14 protein-coding genes and 1 tRNA gene are annotated in these 18,547 nt (G+C 45.9%); 12 read left to right on the top strand and 3 right to left on the bottom strand.

The window, feature by feature from the left end; genetic code table 11:
* Window positions 1-2 precede the first annotated feature (2 nt).
* From AC5YBX_RS09355 to AC5YBX_RS09340, 4 genes are all read left to right on the top strand, one after another.
* The gene (locus AC5YBX_RS09355; protein ID WP_494519063.1) at window positions 3-1,991 is read left to right on the top strand and encodes a methyl-accepting chemotaxis protein; all 1,989 of its coding nucleotides are present in this window, start codon (window positions 3-5) and stop codon (window positions 1,989-1,991) included.
* Between the two features lie 262 nt (window positions 1,992-2,253).
* Window positions 2,254-2,341, top strand: a tRNA-Ser gene (locus AC5YBX_RS09350).
* A 334-nt stretch (window positions 2,342-2,675) separates the two neighbouring features.
* Complete coding sequence (locus tag AC5YBX_RS09345) at window positions 2,676-2,867, top strand: CopG family transcriptional regulator (protein ID WP_494519064.1); 192 nt, start codon at window positions 2,676-2,678, stop codon at window positions 2,865-2,867.
* Window positions 2,868-3,040: 173 nt separating this feature from the next.
* Complete coding sequence (locus AC5YBX_RS09340) at window positions 3,041-3,385, top strand: zinc ribbon domain-containing protein YjdM (protein ID WP_110457673.1); 345 nt, start codon at window positions 3,041-3,043, stop codon at window positions 3,383-3,385.
* 144 nt (window positions 3,386-3,529) lie between these two features.
* Here the strand turns inward: AC5YBX_RS09340 and cls are convergent, their stop codons facing one another.
* Complete coding sequence (gene cls, locus AC5YBX_RS09335; RefSeq protein WP_494519065.1) at window positions 3,530-4,984, bottom strand: cardiolipin synthase; 1,455 nt, start codon at window positions 4,982-4,984, stop codon at window positions 3,530-3,532.
* Between the two features lie 167 nt (window positions 4,985-5,151).
* Between cls and AC5YBX_RS09330 the strand changes: the two genes are divergently transcribed.
* The 7 genes from AC5YBX_RS09330 to AC5YBX_RS09300 all read left to right on the top strand — a co-directional run bounded on the left by AC5YBX_RS09330 (window position 5,152) and on the right by AC5YBX_RS09300 (window position 13,085).
* Window positions 5,152-5,958 (top strand): endonuclease/exonuclease/phosphatase family protein, encoded by an 807-nt coding sequence (locus AC5YBX_RS09330; RefSeq protein WP_494519066.1) that lies wholly within the window; start codon window positions 5,152-5,154, stop codon window positions 5,956-5,958.
* A 95-nt stretch (window positions 5,959-6,053) separates the two neighbouring features.
* Window positions 6,054-7,976 carry a RecQ family ATP-dependent DNA helicase gene (locus AC5YBX_RS09325; protein ID WP_494523559.1) on the top strand — a complete coding sequence of 641 codons (1,923 nt, stop codon included), beginning with the start codon at window positions 6,054-6,056 and terminating at the stop codon, window positions 7,974-7,976.
* Window positions 7,977-8,234: 258 nt separating this feature from the next.
* The gene (locus AC5YBX_RS09320) at window positions 8,235-10,010 is read left to right on the top strand and encodes a DUF885 domain-containing protein (protein WP_494523558.1); all 1,776 of its coding nucleotides are present in this window, start codon (window positions 8,235-8,237) and stop codon (window positions 10,008-10,010) included.
* Window positions 10,011-10,463: 453 nt separating this feature from the next.
* Window positions 10,464-11,141: a response regulator transcription factor gene (locus AC5YBX_RS09315; protein WP_494519069.1), complete on the top strand. Its 678-nt coding sequence runs from the start codon at window positions 10,464-10,466 to the stop codon at window positions 11,139-11,141.
* Between the two features lie 208 nt (window positions 11,142-11,349).
* On the top strand, window positions 11,350-12,477 hold the full coding sequence (locus AC5YBX_RS09310) for a M14 family metallopeptidase (protein ID WP_494519070.1): 1,128 nt from the start codon (window positions 11,350-11,352) through the stop codon (window positions 12,475-12,477).
* 12 nt (window positions 12,478-12,489) lie between these two features.
* Entirely contained in the window at window positions 12,490-12,807 is a 318-nt protein-coding gene (locus tag AC5YBX_RS09305; RefSeq protein WP_494519071.1) for a zinc ribbon domain-containing protein, read from the top strand.
* Window positions 12,804-13,085 carry a YeaC family protein gene (locus tag AC5YBX_RS09300; RefSeq protein ID WP_110457665.1) on the top strand — a complete coding sequence of 94 codons (282 nt, stop codon included), beginning with the start codon at window positions 12,804-12,806 and terminating at the stop codon, window positions 13,083-13,085. Before AC5YBX_RS09305 ends, AC5YBX_RS09300 begins: the two co-directional genes overlap by 4 nt.
* Before the next feature lie 37 nt (window positions 13,086-13,122).
* Here the strand turns inward: AC5YBX_RS09300 and ansA are convergent, their stop codons facing one another.
* Window positions 13,123-14,136 (bottom strand): asparaginase, encoded by a 1,014-nt coding sequence (gene ansA / locus AC5YBX_RS09295; protein WP_475514018.1) that lies wholly within the window; start codon window positions 14,134-14,136, stop codon window positions 13,123-13,125.
* A 314-nt stretch (window positions 14,137-14,450) separates the two neighbouring features.
* Window positions 14,451-16,292 (bottom strand): signal peptide peptidase SppA, encoded by a 1,842-nt coding sequence (sppA, locus tag AC5YBX_RS09290; RefSeq protein ID WP_494519073.1) that lies wholly within the window; start codon window positions 16,290-16,292, stop codon window positions 14,451-14,453.
* A 165-nt stretch (window positions 16,293-16,457) separates the two neighbouring features.
* Here sppA and AC5YBX_RS09285 point away from each other — a divergent pair, with 165 nt between their 5' ends.
* Window positions 16,458-18,473: an oxidoreductase gene (locus tag AC5YBX_RS09285; protein ID WP_494519074.1), complete on the top strand. Its 2,016-nt coding sequence runs from the start codon at window positions 16,458-16,460 to the stop codon at window positions 18,471-18,473.
* Window positions 18,474-18,547: the final 74 nt, after the last annotated feature.

Raw genomic sequence — 18,547 nt, 5'->3', positions numbered from 1 at the left:
TCATGAATATGCAATGGATAAGTAATCTTTCAATTAAAAACAAGCTATTACTGGTGATAGTGCCACCTATTCTTGGGGCATTATTTTTTGGCTTATACGTTGTTTATGGCCAATACCAAATGCAACAAGGACTGAGTCAAATAGAAACTCTGGCTGAGTTTTCACAAGTGAACAGTAATTTAGTCCATGAATTGCAAAAAGAGCGCGGCATGAGCGCCGGATTTCTTGGATCAAAAGGTCAAGCATTTGCCGATAAGTTGCCTAGTCAACGTCAGCTAAGCGATCAACAAGTTGATACATTTAGATCCTTTACCTTAAACCATGCGATCCCACCTGATTTTGCAACTCAGATGAACAGCGTTAACAGTATGCTGAGTCAACTCGATGAGGTGCGCCGCCGTATCGATCAACAGACCATTAGTGTGGCAGAGGAGGTGCAGTATTATAGCGACCTCAATACGGCATTATTAGCGATTGTCGACCACGCCAGTCAGCAGGGGGATAGCCGCGCTATTGCCATTCAATCTGCTAGTTTCGCTGCCTATTTGCAGATGAAGGAGCGTGCTGGTATCGAACGAGCCGTATTGAGTGCCACGTTTGGTAACCCCAGTTTTAAGCCCAATATGTTTCTTAAATTTGCGACACTAGTATCAGAGCAAAATACTTATAAAGAGCGCTTTTTGGCATTGGCGACACCTAAAGTTAAAATGGCGTATCAACAACTTGCTAACTCTTCAGTATTTACCGAGGTTAACCAGTTACGTAGCATTGCATTTAGCCAAGACCCACAGCAATTACAAGCCAACAGCTCACCTCAATGGTTTGCCAAGTCGACCGCGAGAATAGAAGCCCTTCGGCAATTTGAACAGCGTTTATCTAGCGATCTGCTTGCCGATACTCGTAGTGCTTTGACTCAAGCCACCACCTTGATGATCAGCGCCATCGTGTTGATGCTGACCTCTGGTTTAATCGTGATTTTGTTGTCATTGCTTATTGGCCGTTATCTACATGGCTCACTACGCAGCCTATATAATAAAGTGACCGAATCGCAGCAACATTTTGACTTGAGCGTAAGGGTCGATATTGTTGGACGTGATGAGATTGCGCAGTTGGGGCAAGCGTTTAACCATATGATGGCTGATTTTGATACGGTTATCGGTTCGGTGCGCACTAATACCAAAGGCTTGCTCGATGCTTGTCAAGAGATGGAGGGCTACGCGCGTAATATGCGCGAAGATGTCACTCAAGGTCATAGTGAAGTGGATCAAGTTGCTTCTGCAATGACGCAGATGAGTGCCACGGTGCAAGAGATTGCTCAAAATGCGGTGCAAGCATCAGAAGCGTCTGCAAAAGCCAATAAAGAAGCCCAAGAGGGTAGTCAGGAGGTGGAACGTACGGCTCAGTCTATCAATCAGTTGGCGATTGAAATTGATGAAGCGGCGCTCGCCATTAATCACCTTGATAAAGATATTAAAGGGATTGTCGATGTGCTTAGCGTGATCAGTGGCATCGCCGAGCAAACCAATTTATTGGCACTTAATGCCGCTATTGAAGCGGCTCGTGCTGGTGAGATGGGCCGTGGGTTTGCTGTGGTGGCCGATGAAGTCAGAAGTCTGGCTCAACGGGCACAGAGTTCGACAGAAGATATTCGCAGCATGACAGAGCGCCTAGAGCGAGGCGCTCGCCTAGCGGTAAAAACGATGGAAGCGGGCAAGGCGCGAGCTGAAACCAGTGTTGTGGAGTCTCGCCGCGCAGGTGAAGAATTAGTGCGTATTGTGCGTGAGGTCAGTGTCATCGATAGCATGAACGAACAGATCGCCGCGGCAACACATCAACAGTCGGCAGTCTCTGAAGAGGTGAATCAAAATGCGATGAAGATAAGTGAGATTTATCGTAACACCCATGATGTATCCGATAAGCTCAGTCAACTTAATGAAGCCTTACTTAACGATGTCAGTGCGATGTCACAACTCGTAAGTAAATTTAAGTAACTCACTTGCTAGTGAGTAGGGCGGGCGATTTAGGTTTTCATCTGATGATTTGCATATGCATCATTTTGTGCCCTACAGAACAGATCTTAGATATTTTAACCAGAGCCTGACCAGAATAGGACAGGGAAATAGGGGAACTGGTGAACTATTATGCAAATGCTTGACGCTGTTGTTTTATTGCTTGACCCTGTTTAGTGATTTGCGTAAAGTGTCGCTCCGTTACCCGCATCGAATCCTAAGGATCCGATAAAGTTGATGATACGGTGAGATGTCCGAGTGGCCGAAGGAGCACGCCTGGAAAGTGTGTATACGGTAACGTATCGAGGGTTCGACTCCCTCTCTCACCGCCAAATTAAAAGAACGGGAATCAGTAACTTACTGGTTCCCGTTTTTGTTTGGTGCCTTTTCGTAATTTTCACCACTTTCTCTTTACCTTTTCTTGTTCGAATATCTTTCTGTTCTGCTCGCTATCGACCTATTGGCTCCCTAGCCACACCTAGCTCTTTTAGTGCCTCCGATCTATCTGAATCGGTCATTCAAGCTTGTAGACGCGATGTCAATATACATTACTGATTAACTCGTCTGAATAGTTGTCTTTTTAGAGTCAACTTATTGCAATGGTAGGCATTCAAGGGGGGATTGATTATAATCAGATGATAATGTTTAGGTGTAGGTCTACTCTCAATGGAAAATAAAACAGCGCGATTTACCGTATTACTCGATCCCGCCAAGAAACAAGCTTTTGAGCAGCTTTGCGCGTCTCAAGATTTAACCCCATCGCAAGTGGTGCGCCAGCTTATTCGTGGCTACCTTGAGCAGTATGATGTGAGCTATGGTCAACAAAAGCCGATTCATAATCCCAAAGTGAGAAGCTAATTTAGTTTTACAGCATTGTCACCAAAGTTGGCTAGCTGAAACATGATAATTTTATTATAATACTATTATCATTTTTGGTCAGAGCGAACGTCAAAGGCATCATGTATGCGAGGCGATTATTGCTATAGATAAAGCTTTGACTGTTATATTTTGTAAATTAAAGAGAATTAGTGATGAGCGATATAATCCCACCATGCCCAAAATGTGAGTCTCCTTATGCGTATTCAGATGGCACGCTATTGATCTGCCCTGAGTGTGCGAATGAATGGAATCCCAACGAAGAGATCGTTGATCCAGATGCCATCATCTTAAAAGATGCTGTGGGTAACCTATTGGCCGAAGGTGATAAGGTCACGTTGATCAAAGATCTTAAAGTGAAAGGCTCTTCACTGGTACTTAAAGTCGGTACTAAAGCTGTCATTAATCGTTTCGTCGATGGTGATCACGATATCGACTGTAAAGTTGATGGCAATGGTCAAATGATGTTGAAATCGCAGTTTGTCAGAAAACAAAACTAAATTCTTATTAGTTTTACTGTTAAAAATACCTGCAATGAGCAGGTATTTTTTTGCCTGAAATTAACTAATGAAAGTGCAGATATGAGCATTTTTAAAGGTTCTTAGCTAGGCTATTCATCGGATAATGGATGTAACGCCCCCATATCATAACAAGGGACTAAACAGATAAAATAGGTGTTCAATAAAGCGTTTATAAAGCGCTCTATTTTGCCAGCGAGTTAAATTGAGCTGCTCAGCATTATCAATATATTGCTGTTGTAATTGGGCTAATTTAGCGGCAAAAACGACATCATCAACAGCAAGCGTGAGTTCAAAATTAAGCCATAAACTGCGCATATCCATGTTAACTGTGCCGATAAGGCAGTGTTCATCATCGATCATTACCGATTTGGTGTGTAGTAGACCGCCATGAAATCGATGAATTTTAACCCCCGCTTTAAGCAACTCACCAAAGAAAGAGCGACTGGCCCATTTCACCATGGTGGAGTCGTTTTTACGTGGAATGATAATATTCACATCGACGCCGCGGTGAGCGGCGGTAGCCAATGCGTCGAGTAAGTTTTCACTGGGCACAAAGTAGGGGGTGGTGATAACAATTTTGCGTCGAGCTTCATAAAGACTTTGCAGCAACACTTGATGGATCACCTCTTCTGGCATCCCCGGCCCCGATGGGATCACTTGTACCAGAGAGGTTGAACAGGGCAATAAATGCCCATCAATAGGTTGCTGAGGCAACTCGCGCTGGTTGGTTTCCACTTCCCAGTCCCACGCGCTCACTGCGCTGACAACTGGCACCACGGGCCCTGTGATACGTACCATGACATCAATCCATTGGCCCACACCTTGAGTTTGCTTAAAGTATTGCGGATCGATGAGGTTCATTGAGCCGGTATAAGCAATGGTATTATCGATAACCACAATTTTTCGATGCAGACGTAAATCCAGACGCCGAAAGAACATTCTCAGTGGACTCACAGCTAATGCGCCGACGACTTGAATGCCATGACTGCGTAGTTGACTTGGCCATTTGGATTTGAAAAATTGGCGGCTACCGGCAGCATCAAGCAGCAGCTTTATCTTCACTCCTCTAAGGGCTGCGCTGATCAGGGCTTGGGCCACATTGTCGGCTTTACCACCTGGATGCCAAATATAAAACTCCATGATGACGCTCTGTTGGGCGGCATCGATATCGGCAATGATTGAGTTTAAGATCTGCTCTGGCGTATGTTGTAGCAACAGGTTGTTGCCGCTTAGAGAGGGAATAGCCAGTTGGCTGTCACACAATTTACTAATCGAAACACCGTAGTGACTTTGACAGTGTGGTTGGTGTTGAGGATGCTGGTACAGTTTGGCAAACCACTGGCCGTAGGGCCTAAACATCGCCTTAGACCGGCTGGCCCTTGATTTCCCTAAGTGCAACTCGCCAAACAGCATGTAAGCAACAATACCGATAAAGGGAAGAAAGTAGATAACCAGTAACCAAGAAAATGACACCCCAATGGTGCGGCGTTTAATCACTACACGTACAGCCACCGCTCCCAGTGTTAACCAATAGAGCAGTACACCCGCAATGGTCAGTATTTGATAAAAATTTTCCATAATTGTGTGGCACTTAGCCTTGGTTGTTGTAATGGAGCACGCTATGCTTGATTGTACTGATTAATCATAATAAAACGTAGCTATACACACAAATTCGAGTGAATTATAGGCTTAAGTAAGGAAAGTGATTGGTTTCAACACGAGTAAAAGTAGGCTTAGGGGCCATAATGCTTCTATTGCCATTGTGTTATGTTGTTGTCGTGCAGCAGCTTAATGGAAGTGCCGAGGTGATGATGAGCCAAGTTGAGCCGATGTTTGTGTCACAATGCCAGCATGCCGCTTCGTCAGAGGCATTAGACAGAGAGGGCTTACTCAATATCGCGGTATGGAATATTTATAAACAACAAAAACCGCAATGGCAGGCTGTGTTGCAACAACTGACGTCTCAAAGCGAGTTAGTACTATTACAAGAGGCGCGTTTAACGCGGCGTTTTGCCGGCTATTTACAACAACAGCAACAACATGTAGTGATGGCAAAAGGGTTTAAGTGGTTGAATGTGCCCATGGGAGTGATGAACCTCTCTTGGCAATCGGCCTATGAAGCCTGTGCTTTTCAAGCCCGAGAACCGCTTATCCGCTTTGCTAAATCGACCTTAATTGCTCAATATCGGCTGTCGAATGATCAATCTTTATTGGTGATTAATTTACATGGGGTGAATTTTGATTGGCGCCTTGATACTTACCAAGCTCAGTGGGAGCAGATCATTAAAAAAGTAGCGCTACACCAAGGGCCGGTGGTGCTTGCCGGTGACTTTAATACTTGGCGAGAGGGGCGGTTACGCGTTGTCGCTCAGCTTACTGAGCGGCTTAAATTGAAAGAAGCTAAGTATCATATTGATCATAGGCACAGAGTCTTTGGCTTACCGTTGGATCACCTTTATTACCGCGGCTTAACGTTACTTGAAGCCGAGTCATTTAAGACTAAGGCGTCAGATCACAACCCCATAGTGGCTAAGTTTGCACTGACCCCTTAGCGGGTTCTTATTGATATACGCAGCGATACTTGCCAATTCAAGATAGGCTAGGCAGACTGGCCTCCTTTAGGGCTTCTCAGTCATAGGCTTTTATTGTGCAGCAACTTTTACAACAGTATTTTGGTTTCGCTACGTTTCGCCCAGGTCAGCAGCAAGTGGTTGAAACCATTATGGCTGGTCGCAGTGCAGCGGCTATTTTCCCCACAGGCTCGGGTAAGTCTTTATGCTATCAATTACCCGCGTTAGCGTTACCGCATTTAACCATTGTGGTGTCACCTTTATTGGCCTTGATCCAAGATCAACTGGCTTTTTTGCATCAAAAAGGCATCGCGGCTGCAAGTATTGACTCCACCCAAACCCATGAACAAACCCAAGCGGTTATGGCAGGGATCCGCCAAGGGCAGATTAAGATTTTAATGATCTCTGTTGAGCGGTTTAACAATGAACGCTTTCGGCAATTTATCGCTAATGTGCCCATCTCATTGCTGGTGGTCGATGAAGCCCACTGTATTTCAGAGTGGGGGCACAATTTTAGGCCCGATTATTTAAAACTACCTCAATACCAACATGATCTTGGCATTCCTCAAACCTTGTTGTTAACGGCAACAGCCACACCACAAGTGATTGAGGATATGGGGGCTAAATTTAACATTCCCCGTGGTGATATTGCGCTAACCGGATTTTATCGTGCTAATTTACACCTTAATGTGAAAGGGGTGAGCGGCAAAGATAAGCTAGCGACATTGATTGACTGGCTACGACCTCGTCAGGCTCAGCACGGCATTGTCTATGTCACCTTACAGCAAAGTGCTGAGCAGGTGGCCAGTGCACTTAATCGCGCCAATATAGCGGCTAAGGCTTATCATGCGGGTATGGAGAGCGATGTTCGTCAAGCCATACAACGTGATTTTATGGCCGGAAATTGCCCGATCATTGTGGCGACCATCGCCTTTGGTATGGGGGTCGATAAACAAGATATACGATTTGTAGTGCATTATGATCTGCCTAAATCGATAGAAAACTATGCTCAAGAGATAGGACGAGCCGGACGCGATGGCTTACCATCGGACTGCTTAGTCCTTGCCAACACCGATAACCTCAATGTGTTACAAAACTTTGTGTATGGGGATACGCCCGATAAACAAGGTATTGCTTACGTGTTACATGAAATCGTCCAAACCAAACAACAGTCGTCACAATGGGAAGTGATGCTCAATACTCTCTCAATGCAATCTAATGTGCGCCTGTTAAGCTTAAAAACCTTATTGGTGTATTTAGAGATGCTTGCGGTGATCAAACCCGCTTTTAGCTATTACGCCGAATACCGTTTTAAGTTGTTGTGCAGTGAAGAGGAGCTTATTGCACGCTTTAGCGGTGAGCGTCAGGCATTTGTGCACGCATTGCTCTCTAGTGCCAATAAAGCCAGAATTTGGTATACCATCGATTTTAATGCGCTGAATCGGCATTATCCGAGTGACCGTAGCCGGGCAGTATCTGCTATCAATTATTTTGAAGAGAAAGGCTTGATAGAATTGCAAACTAAGCAAATGACTGAGGTTTATCAGCTGCTTGAGTTTGATGAAAAGATTGATGCTTTAGTCGAGAAATTATATCTGCAGTTTTTACGTAAAGAGCAAAGTGAGATTGCGCGGATCCAAGCCATGGTTGATATGCTAGGCAGTGACCAATGCCTAACCCGCAGATTGTCAGCCTATTTTGCCGATGAACAGTTGACGCAAGACTGTGGTCATTGCTCGGTATGTACACAAGGTGCGGCTGTGTTACCCCATAACACCAGATTGGCGCCACTTGCGAGCCAACCTTTTGCAGCGCTGTGTGACGGATTATTGAACCTATTAGGCGAACGAGCCGATGCCAATATGTTAGCCCGTGCCTTATGTGGCTTACCTACACCACTGTTTACCAAACTTAAATTACGCCGTGATCCTAACTTTGCAGCGCTAGAGTCATATCCGTTTGCCGATGTGAAAGCCTGTTGCCAGCAGCATTTAGGTTAGTGCGCCTAGAACGTGCAGTCGCGTTGCACCGACTGCACGTGCATTTTTAGACAGGACTTTTTGTAACAATCTTTGTCAATATTAACCCTTTAGCTGCAATTTAGCGGCTAACGTGATTAACTCAGGCGTCATTCGTCATAGTGGTAATAATCTGAGTCTCCAGCATCTATGGACTTGTGTATGTACGAGTGTTAAATACAAAATTACCCCAACCGATTAAAAATTAATAACAAAGTAAAATATATCAGGGAAGCCAAGATGAAAAAATCCTTTCTCGCAGCGGCCGTTGTGCTCGCGTTAGGCGGTTTGACTGCCTGTCAGCATCAGCTTGTAACACCGAGTGAGCCTGCCATGACGCAAGCGACACAATATCAATTTGAGCAGTTTTCACAGCAATTTATCGACGCACTTTGGCAGGAGTCACCAACGTGGGCATTGTACAGTGGCTACCATCAATATGATGCACAGTTAAAAGTACCGAATGCGGCTAATCGTGCGCTATCGCTGCAATTTATCGAACAGCAGTTGGCGCTACTCCAGCAGTTTGAGCCGCAATCACTGTCGGCGAGTCAACTGATCGATTATCGCCTGATTGAAAATTTGCTACTGCGGGATAAATGGGAGATAGAGACCTTTAAATCATGGCAATGGGATCCCTCGGCTTATAATGTCGCTGGTGGCTTTGCGCAGATCATCAATGAAGATTTTGCGCCGCTCGATGAACGCCTGCGCTCATTTTTAGGCCGCATGGAAAATGTTCCCGCTTATTACGATGCCGCGCGCGCTAACATTAACAATCCTACCCTTGAGCATACTCAGTTGGCTGTGATGCAAAATGAGGGGGCGTTTGCGGTTTTTTCTGATGAACTGCTAGGCACGGTTAAAAGCTCAGGATTAAGCGAGCAAGAAAAAGCACTGTTTGTTAGTCGTTTTAACGCGGTAACTAGCGCCATTAATGAACATATACAATGGCTTAAGTCATTAGAAAGTCAGCTTGAAAAAGAGGGCGCGCGTAGCTTTAGGATTGGTGAGTCGCTATACGAGCAAAAGTTTGCCTTTGATATTCAGTCAGGCATGACAGCAAAGGCATTGTATGAGAAAGCGTTAGCCGATAAAGATCGCGTTCAAGCTGAAATGGCCAAGATCACCGCTCAGTTGTGGTCGACTTATTTTACCACGCCTATGCCAAGCGACAGTACGGTGGCGACTCGTCAGCTGATCGATAAGTTGTCGGCCAAACATGTTAAACGGGAAGACTTTGTTGATGAGGTGCGTGCACAAATTCCTCAGTTGGTTAAGTTTGTCAACGCTAAACAGTTAGTCACATTAGATCCTAACAAGCCGTTAGTGGTGCGTGAAACACCTGAATACATGCGCGGTTTTGCGGGGGCTTCTATTAGCGCCCCAGGGCCTTATGAAAAGTCCAGCAACACTTATTACAATGTGACGCCACTCGATGACATGAGTGATGAGTCTGCTGAAAGCTATCTACGCGAATATAATCACTGGATTTTACAGGTTCTCAATATTCATGAGGCGATCCCAGGTCACTATACTCAGTTAGTTTATTCTAATGAGTCGCCAAGTTTAGTCAAAAGCCTCTTTGGTAATGGCGCTATGGTCGAAGGTTGGGCGGTGTACACTGAGCGTATGATGCTGGAAGAAGGTTACGGTAATTTTGAACCAGAAATGTGGCTAATGTATTACAAATGGAATCTGAGAGTCATTGCCAACACCATTTTAGATTATGCCATCCAAGTCAAAGGCATGACAGAGGCTGAAGCGATAGCACTGATGACGCAAGAGGCGTTTCAGCAGGAAGCCGAGGCGCAAGGTAAATGGCGCCGAGCGACATTGAGCCAAGTGCAATTAACCAGTTATTATGCCGGTTACCGTGAGATTTATGACTTTAGAGAAGAGTTAAAGCAGGTCGAGGGGGATAAGTTTGACCTTAAATCTTTCCATGAGACCTTTTTAAGTTATGGCAGTGCGCCAGTAAAATACATTCGTCAGTTGATGTTAGCGCAGCAGTAACGGCTTAATATGCATTAATCTTGTGACTTGCTATAGCAGCAGCCTCTGAATCGCGATTCAGAGGCTGCTTTTTTATGGCATTTTTATGAGGAGTTTTGACTGCATTTTATCGTTCTGAGTCAATCAGCACTAAGTGCTTTTTTATAGAGCTTAAGAGTCTAAGAGGTTACTGGCTGCAGGTGTTCACGGCCGCCTAATGTCGATAACCTACTTATTATCGATAGCCTGCCAAATATTGAGCGCAATGATAGTGCTTATACGGCTGGAGTGTTTTAGGTGCAAATGTTGGCTCGCTACTGTGGGGTATTTTGAGCTCAGGCAGGAAAAAGGGTGAGGATTGTCACGATGTGATTAAATCTTGCTTAAAAGCAGCCACTGTATATAGAAAATTAATGGCTTCGCATACTTAAAAGAGGTAACCTTAATGATAATTGTTATCATTAAGGTTGATGGATGAGCAGGGTATTACTTATCGATGACGATCTGAGCGTAAGACAGATCGTGGCTCAAGCCTTGTATTCACAAGCTTGCCAAATTGATCACGCCAGTACTGGCAAAGAAGCGCTAGACAAAGTTGAACAGCTGCAACCAGAACTTATCATACTCGATATTGATATTTCCTGTGCAGACGGCTTTGCGTTCTTAACATCTCGCCGCGATAGTTTGCCTGTCATTGTTATCTCCTCTAATGATAATGAAGAGACTCGCATCAAAGGCTACGAGCTAGGCGCTGACGATTTTATCGCAAAACCTTTTAGCACTAGAGAGTTACAGGTCAGAGTCGCCGCGTTGCAGCGTCGAATTCAACTGGCTCGTACTCAACCTCGGCCACAACGCTGTGTATTTCAGCAGATGAACTTTAATGAACTCGATTACAGTATTGAAGTGGATGAGCGCCGGGTTACTCTGACACACACAGAGTTTAAGTTGATCAAATACCTGTTTGAGCGCAAGGGAGAGGTGGTCACCAAGCAGGAGTTACAACGTGCGGTGCTCAAAAAGGAGTTAGGTCAGTTCGATCGTAACCTCGATATGCACATCAGCAATACGCGTCGAAAGCTCGCCCAGACCAATCTGCCCAAAAGCATGATTAACACGGTACGAGGACAAGGGTACAGCTTTGCAAGTTAAATGAGCTATTTGATCAAGATTGATGGTTTTTTGTGGTGGCGACTGCGAAAGTGAGCCAATTTAGTTTATCCTATGGGCATTAATATCAAGCGTACTTATAATCGGTGTCGGGCGTAACCATAGTCTGATCAGTGGGTGCATTTGATTGATAAGCGGATTTCAAATAACAACGCTGCCCTATGCGGCGATATAATATGAAGGAATGGATATGCGGATCAGTGCCAATTTCGATGGCGGTAATATTGATGTCATCAATCAAGATAATATAAATGATATACAGCTGGCGATCAGACCAGATGAAGGCGGCGAATTTTTTCAGTGGTTTAACTTTAAGTTGCAGGGCACTGTCGGCCAACACTATACCCTTAATATTATCAATGCCGGCTCAGCATCGTACACCAAGGGTTGGGAAGATTACCAAGCCGTGGCCAGTTACGATCGCCAGCAGTGGTTTCGTCTGCCAACCCGTTATCAAGACGGTAAGTTGACCATTGAGGTTGAACTCGATTGTGACGTTATTCAAATCGCCTATTTCGCGCCATACAGTTATGAGCGTCACCAAGATCTGCTCAGCACCGTTCAAGTACATCCTTTGGTGTCGCTAGAGCACCTAGGCCTCACACTTGATGAGCGCGACATAACCTTAGTCAAAGTCGGCGATGAAGATCCCGATAAAGCTAATATCTGGATCACCGCTCGCCAACATCCAGGTGAGACCATGGCCGAGTGGTTAGTTGAAGGCCTGCTGACCAACTTACTCGACGGTGATTGCCCGACAGCCAAGGCATTGTTAGACAAAGCTAATTTCTACATAGTACCGAATATGAATCCCGACGGCGGCGTTAGAGGTCATTTACGCACTAATGCTGCGGGCGTCAACCTTAACCGCGAATGGCAAACCCCTTCACTGGAGAAAAGCCCCGAGGTGTATCATGTTGTGAACAAGATGCAGCAAACTGGGGTGAATTTATATTACGACGTGCATGGTGATGAAGGCTTACCTTATGTCTTTTTGGCCGGTTGTGAAGGCGTGCCGCGCTTTAACGATAAGATGGCGCAGTTACAGCGTCGCTTTGTCGATGCTTTGCTACTGACCAGCGCCGATTTTCAAGATAAATTTGGCTACGATAAAGATGAGCCGGGCAAGGCGAATCTTACGGTTGCCTCAAATTGGGTAGCCGAAACCTTTGGCTGCTTGTCCAATACCTTGGAAATGCCCTTTAAAGATAATGCGAATATGGCTGATCCTATGTCGGGTTGGTCGCCAGAGCGCTGTATCTATTTAGGTGAAGCCTCGTTGTTGGCCATGTTGGCCGTGGTTGACGATATTAAGTAATGGAGGGCTGATATGGCGTTAATACAATGTCCAAATTGTAATAAGCGCATATCCAGCCTAGCGAAAACGTGTCCTCACTGCGCTGCTAAATCCAGTGGTGACAATGAATCGCTTAATCGGATAAGCCATATTAAACGCAGTAACCAGTTAATGAATCATAGTTTTTTTGCTATGACATTATTCATCGCTGGGGTGGTGATTTGGTTTTGGGGCGGAGAGCCTGCCGAAGGTGCGCGGGCCAACATTGCTGGTGCGTGCGTAGTGTTTGGGTTTGTGGGTTACCTCATTGCCAGAGTGCGAATAGTATTACATAAACGGAAAAGTGTATGAGTGACATTAATAAAGTAATCGATGAGATGCCAGATGAAGTGTATGCGCGCTTATTAAGCGCTGCTGAATTGGGCAAGTGGGATGATGGCAGTGTGTTGTCTGATGAACAAAAAGAGCAAACCTTACAACTGGTGATGCTCTATCAGGCAAGAAGGTTAAATCAAACTGACCATTTTACCATAGGTAATCAAGGCACCTTAAACGAGCTGTCTAAAGCAGAGCTTAAAAAACAGTTTAAAGGCGAGAGCATCGCCGCGTTTAAAGCCGAAGAATTATAATTAAATAATGCCCCTAACCATAATTAGGGGCATTTTTTTAATCTTCGGTTAACTCCCCAAACAGATCCCGCTGCATCATTTCGCGAATTTGCGCCGTACTATAATCGGTAGACAGTAAATAGTGCAGTTTGGTTAACGCCGCTTCGGTGGTCATATCAAAGCCACTGATCACCCCCGCTTGTGCCAACGCATTACCAGTGGCATAGCCACCCATGTTCACCTTTCCCTGCATGCATTGGGTTAAATTAACTAAGATCACTCCGCGTTCGTTCGCGCGGCGTAAGCAGTCGAGCAACTCAGGATTTTGCGGTGCATTACCCACGCCATAAGTTAATAAAATTAACGCTTTAACCGGTTGCTGTAAAATATTGTCGATAATGGCAGTGGTGATACCTGGATACAAGGTGACCACGCCAATCGGCTGCGGGCTGATATTGTTCACTTTAAGGGTATTGGCTTGTGATTGGCTGATCTTGCCTGCGCGCAGACGAATTTTAATCCCGGCTTCAATTAACAGCGGAAAGTTAGGCGAGGCGAAAGCGTCAAAACCGTCAGCATGGGCCTTAGTGGTTCGATTGCCTCTAAACAGCTTATTATTGAAGAACAAACACACTTCGGCCACCGGGTAGTTTGCCGCGATATACAAGGCATTAAGCAAATTAGTTTGCCCATCGGAGCGCAGCTGCGCCAATGGAATTTGCGAGCCGGTGACAATCACGGGCTTGGTGAGCCCCTGCAACATAAAAGAGAGCGCCGAGGCAGTAAAGGCCATGGTATCTGTGCCATGCAAAATCACGAAACCGTCGTATTTGTCGTAGTTAGCCTTGATATCGTTGGCGATCATCTGCCAATCGTTGGGCGCCATGTTGGATGAGTCGATTAACGGCTGGTATTCATGAATGACAAAGCTGGGCATCTCTGCATGGAAAAACTCCGGCATATCGTTAACACAATCGGTTAAAAATCCAGGCACTGGCGCGAAGCCGTTATCGGTTTTTTGCATGCCGATGGTACCGCCTGTGTAGGCAACGTAGATTGAGCGTTTTGTCATAATAATGGTGGCTGGTTAATCGCAAGGGTGGCGCGATTATACTGGGGTTGGCATTAATAAAAAAGGTTATAGCAGGTAAGCGCTTAGCAATTGCCCATAATCCGCCTCTACTTTGGTGATTCTCTGTCTGAGTGTGGCGTTACCAAAAATCTGCAGGCGCTAACATACCCACAGCTGAACACATGGAGACGGCAATATGACCTATTGCCGTGTCTTATGGGCATGATTAATGGTGAGGAGGAATAAAAAAGCCCCAGCGAAAATGCGAGGGCTTTTTGATTAACACTTGTCGTTAATGGTCAAGATCTGTGAGGTTAAAAATTACAGGTATCGCAGTAGAGATACACGCCATTTGGGTCGTCAAAGGCACTAAACTCTTGAGCAAATTTGCTCCATTGACCGATGATTCTATCTGCTAACTGGCTGTTTGATGCCGATTCAGGTAAATAGGCGCCAACGCTGGCGAACATTTCCTGAATAAATAGTTCTTGAGGTGTGAGCTCTTGCTCAATCACGCGAGTGTCAAACTTATCCAGTTTAGCCAGCTCAGACGCTTTGGTTACGGCTTGCTCGAGATCGCCGAGCGCATCCACTAATCCCAAATCGAGGGCTTTTTTACCAGACCAAACACGACCTTGGGCGATGCTGTCGACCTCGGCCAATTCCATATCGCGCTCAGTGGCGACCAGTGAAATAAAGTCATAATAGCCGCGCTCAATTTGGCGTTGAATGATCTGCTTTAACTCAGGGCTAATGCCTTTAGCGACAGAGAATGCAGCTCTGTCTGAGGTTGACACTCCATCGGTGTAAACGCCAAGGGAAGCCAGTGAATCTTCAAATGTGGCAACCATACCAAAGATACCAATAGAGCCTGTTAGGGTCGTTGGCGTGGCAAAGATATAATCGGCGCTGGCCGAGATCCAGTAACCACCAGAAGCCGCATAACTGCCCATACTGACAACCACCGGCTTACCAGCGGTTTTCAGTGCGAGCACTTCTTGGCGGATCTGCTCAGAGGCAAACGCGCTACCACCAGGACTATCGACACGTAGCACAACCGCTTTGACTTTGTCATCAAAGCGCGCCTTACGCAGCAGGGCTGAGGTGCTTTCACCGCCAATTTGGCCAGCAGGTTGACTACCATTAAGAATATTGCCTTTGGCCACAATGATGCCAACAGTGTCTTGTATCATCAGAGGTGGTAACTCTTTTACAAGCGTGCGGTAATCGTAATAATTTATTTGCTTATATTGATGACCTTCTTTGGCTTTACCCACGTTATCTATCATGGCTAAACGAAAGGCCTCGGCCGAGACCAGTTTATCGACCCAGCCCATATTCACGGCCATTTCTGCCGAGCGGCCCTTAGCTTTATCTAGCTCGGCAAGGTACTGCTCAGATGTGAGCACTAAATCACTTTGCTCAAGACCACGATTACGGGCAACCGTTTGCTCGTAACTGGTCCAAATATCGTTAAGTAAGGCGCTGTTAGCTTCTTTGGCTGCGGCTGACATATCATCGCGTACGAAGGGTTCAACCGCAGATTTAAAGGTGCCAACCCGAAACACATGCGCCTTAATTTTAAGTTTGTCTAACGCCGATTTATAATATTGGCGATAACGACTTAGGCCATCAATTTCAACTCCACCTTGTGGATTTAGATAGATGGTGTCGGCGAAAGAGGCTAAAAAATATTGATTTTGGCCATACCAGTTGCCCATGGCAATGATCGGTTTGTCTGACGCTTTAAAGCGTTCTAACGCCTCACCGATACTTTGCAGCTTACTGATCCCCGTGCCTCTGAGTTCACCAATATCGAGTACAATTGCGGCGATACGATTATCGCTGGCGGCGTTATCTATGGTGCGTAACAGATCGGCCAGTAAAATCTCACCATCGACATCGGCGCCTTGATTGCTTTTCATCACTGCTTCTATGGGATCAACTTGACGTAACTGTTCTACCACAGTGCCGGATAAATTGAGCACTAACGCAGAGCCATCTTCAACGGTAGGCAGCTCGTCACTGCTCATGGCAACCACAATGAGCGCGAGGAAACCGAAAAAGAACAGATTAAGTATTAGCTTGCGAGTACCATTAAGGCCTTTCCACAAACCGATTAAGATCCTTTTAAAAACTGAGGGTTTAGCGGACATCATCCACTCCTATATTAGCTAGATTTCCCTATGCTAACTGAAAATCCTCTTTGGGGTGAAACACAATTGTAAATGAATCTTTTCATAGCCCTTTGATTGTGTATTGAGCTTAAAACAAACAACGGGTATGCTAGTTTAAATCACTTGTTTAAAAAGGATGTTTGAATGTCGTTTCCACATTTATTAGAACCCTTAGATCTTGGATTCACTCAACTCAAGAACCGTGTACTCATGGGATCCATGCATACCGGGCTTGAAGAAGAAAAGGGCGGTTTTGAGAAACTGGCAGCATTTTATCAAGAGCGTGCTAAAGGTGGCGTAGGGCTAATTGTAACTGGCGGAATAGCCCCCAATTTGCGCGGCCGCTTAGCCCCACATGCCTGTCAATTAAGTTTTCCGTGGCAAGTGGCTAAACATAAAATAGTGACCGATGCGGTTCATGAGGCTGACGGTAAAATTTGTATGCAAATTTTACATGCCGGGCGTTATGGGTACCACCCGTTTTCACTGGCACCAAGCAAAATCAAATCGCCTATCACTCCATTTACCCCCTCGGCCATGTCATCTCGACAGGTGAAAAACACGATAAAAGATTACGCGACATCGGCGGCCTTGGCTAAAAAAGCCGGTTATGATGGCGTCGAAGTCATGGGTTCGGAAGGGTATCTGATTAACCAATTTATCTGTTCGCGTACCAATAAGCGTGAGGATGAATGGGGCGGTACATTTGACAATCGCGTTCGCTTTCCCATCGAAATCGTCAAGGCGATACGTGCTAAGGTTGGCGCTGACTTTATTATTATTTTCCGTCTATCTATGTTGGACCTGGTGGATAATGGTTCGAGCTGGGATGACGTGGTCAGTTTAGCCAAATCCCTTGAGCAGGTTGGGGTGTCGATTATCAACACAGGTATTGGCTGGCATGAAGCTAGGGTACCAACCATTGCTACCAGTGTTCCGCGCGGCGCCTTTGCTTGGGTGACGGAGCGACTCAAGCAGCAAGTAACAGTACCGTTAATTGCCACCAACCGCATTAACACGCCTGAGATAGGTGAGCAGATCATTGCCTCAGGGCAGGCCGATATGGTGTCGATGGCGCGCCCCTTTCTTGCCGATGCCGAGTTTGTTAACAAAGCCGCTGCGGGTGAAAGCGAGCTGATTAATACCTGTATTGGTTGTAATCAGGCTTGTCTGGATCATACCTTTGCCCTTAAGCGTGCGACCTGTCTGGTTAACCCAAGAGCCTGCTATGAAACTGAGCTTAACTTTACTCCAGCTGCGACCAAAAAGCGCATTGCCGTGATGGGCGCTGGCCCTGCCGGCATGGCATTTTCAATCTATGCGGCTATGCGTGGTCATCAAGTCGTGGTATTTGAGGCGAAAAGTGAGGTGGGAGGTCAGTTTAATTTAGCGCGTAAGATCCCAGGTAAAGAAGAGTTTAATGAAACCATTCGCTACTTTACTGAGCAGATGAAACGCCATCATGTTGAGCTTAGACTCAACACTCGTCTCGATGCTTCTGTGGTACGTGATGAAGCCTTTGATAAGGTTGTGATTGCGGCAGGCGTCGTGCCGCGCCGCCTAGAACTTCCTGGTTTTGATAACCCTAAGGTGGTGACCTATCAGCAGGTGCTTAGCGGTGAAATTAGCGTTGGTGAGCGGGTAGCCTTGATTGGTGCGGGCGGTATTGGCTTTGATATGGCGCATTATCTTGGTGAACGTGAGTCGAGTACACTGCAACCGGACAAGTGGTTTAAACAGTGGGGCATTGATAAGACGTATGCTGAGCCTGGCGGGCTCACTGAGCCAGAGCTATCGGCGCCTGAGCGGCAGATTTATTTACTGCAGCGTAAAACCAGTAAAATGGGTAAAGGGCTGGGTAAAACCACCGGCTGGATCCATCGCTCTGTGTTAAAACACCATCAAGTGCAAATGTTAACTGGAGTTAACTATGAACGCTTCGATGAACAAGGTTTACATATCAAGGTGGGTGATGACTCACGCGTGCTTGACGTCGATAATGTTATCTTGTGCGCTGGCCAAGAGTCGAACCGTACTTTGGTCGATGAGATGAAAGCAACGGGATTACCCGTGCACCTGATAGGCGGCGTCGATGTTGCGGCAGAGCTGGATGCTAAACGCGCGATCCGTCAGGGGGCAGAGCTGGCTATCAGCTTGTAATTAACTGAGTATGGGATAACACTTGGGTTATCCCATCTTATAATCAGATCTCAGCATAATAAGCGAATAACGTG

Source organism: Shewanella sp. 492 (assembly GCF_059338445.1).
This window is presented reverse-complemented; position numbering and strand designations above follow the sequence as displayed.

Bases quoted from the DNA above. Each gene is read 5' to 3' on its own strand.
- AC5YBX_RS09355 (WP_494519063.1), top strand. From the start codon at position 3: ATGAATATGCAATGGATAAGTAATCTTTCAATTAAAAACAAGCTATTA.
- AC5YBX_RS09345 (WP_494519064.1), top strand. From the start codon at position 2,676: ATGGAAAATAAAACAGCGCGATTTACCGTATTACTCGATCCCGCCAAG.
- AC5YBX_RS09340 (WP_110457673.1), top strand. From the start codon at position 3,041: ATGAGCGATATAATCCCACCATGCCCAAAATGTGAGTCTCCTTATGCG.
- cls (WP_494519065.1), bottom strand. From the start codon at position 4,984: ATGGAAAATTTTTATCAAATACTGACCATTGCGGGTGTACTGCTCTAT.
- AC5YBX_RS09330 (WP_494519066.1), top strand. From the start codon at position 5,152: ATGCTTCTATTGCCATTGTGTTATGTTGTTGTCGTGCAGCAGCTTAAT.
- AC5YBX_RS09320 (WP_494523558.1), top strand. From the start codon at position 8,235: ATGAAAAAATCCTTTCTCGCAGCGGCCGTTGTGCTCGCGTTAGGCGGT.
- AC5YBX_RS09315 (WP_494519069.1), top strand. From the start codon at position 10,464: ATGAGCAGGGTATTACTTATCGATGACGATCTGAGCGTAAGACAGATC.
- AC5YBX_RS09310 (WP_494519070.1), top strand. From the start codon at position 11,350: ATGCGGATCAGTGCCAATTTCGATGGCGGTAATATTGATGTCATCAAT.
- AC5YBX_RS09305 (WP_494519071.1), top strand. From the start codon at position 12,490: ATGGCGTTAATACAATGTCCAAATTGTAATAAGCGCATATCCAGCCTA.
- AC5YBX_RS09300 (WP_110457665.1), top strand. From the start codon at position 12,804: ATGAGTGACATTAATAAAGTAATCGATGAGATGCCAGATGAAGTGTAT.
- ansA (WP_475514018.1), bottom strand. From the start codon at position 14,136: ATGACAAAACGCTCAATCTACGTTGCCTACACAGGCGGTACCATCGGC.
- sppA (WP_494519073.1), bottom strand. From the start codon at position 16,292: ATGTCCGCTAAACCCTCAGTTTTTAAAAGGATCTTAATCGGTTTGTGG.
- AC5YBX_RS09285 (WP_494519074.1), top strand. From the start codon at position 16,458: ATGTCGTTTCCACATTTATTAGAACCCTTAGATCTTGGATTCACTCAA.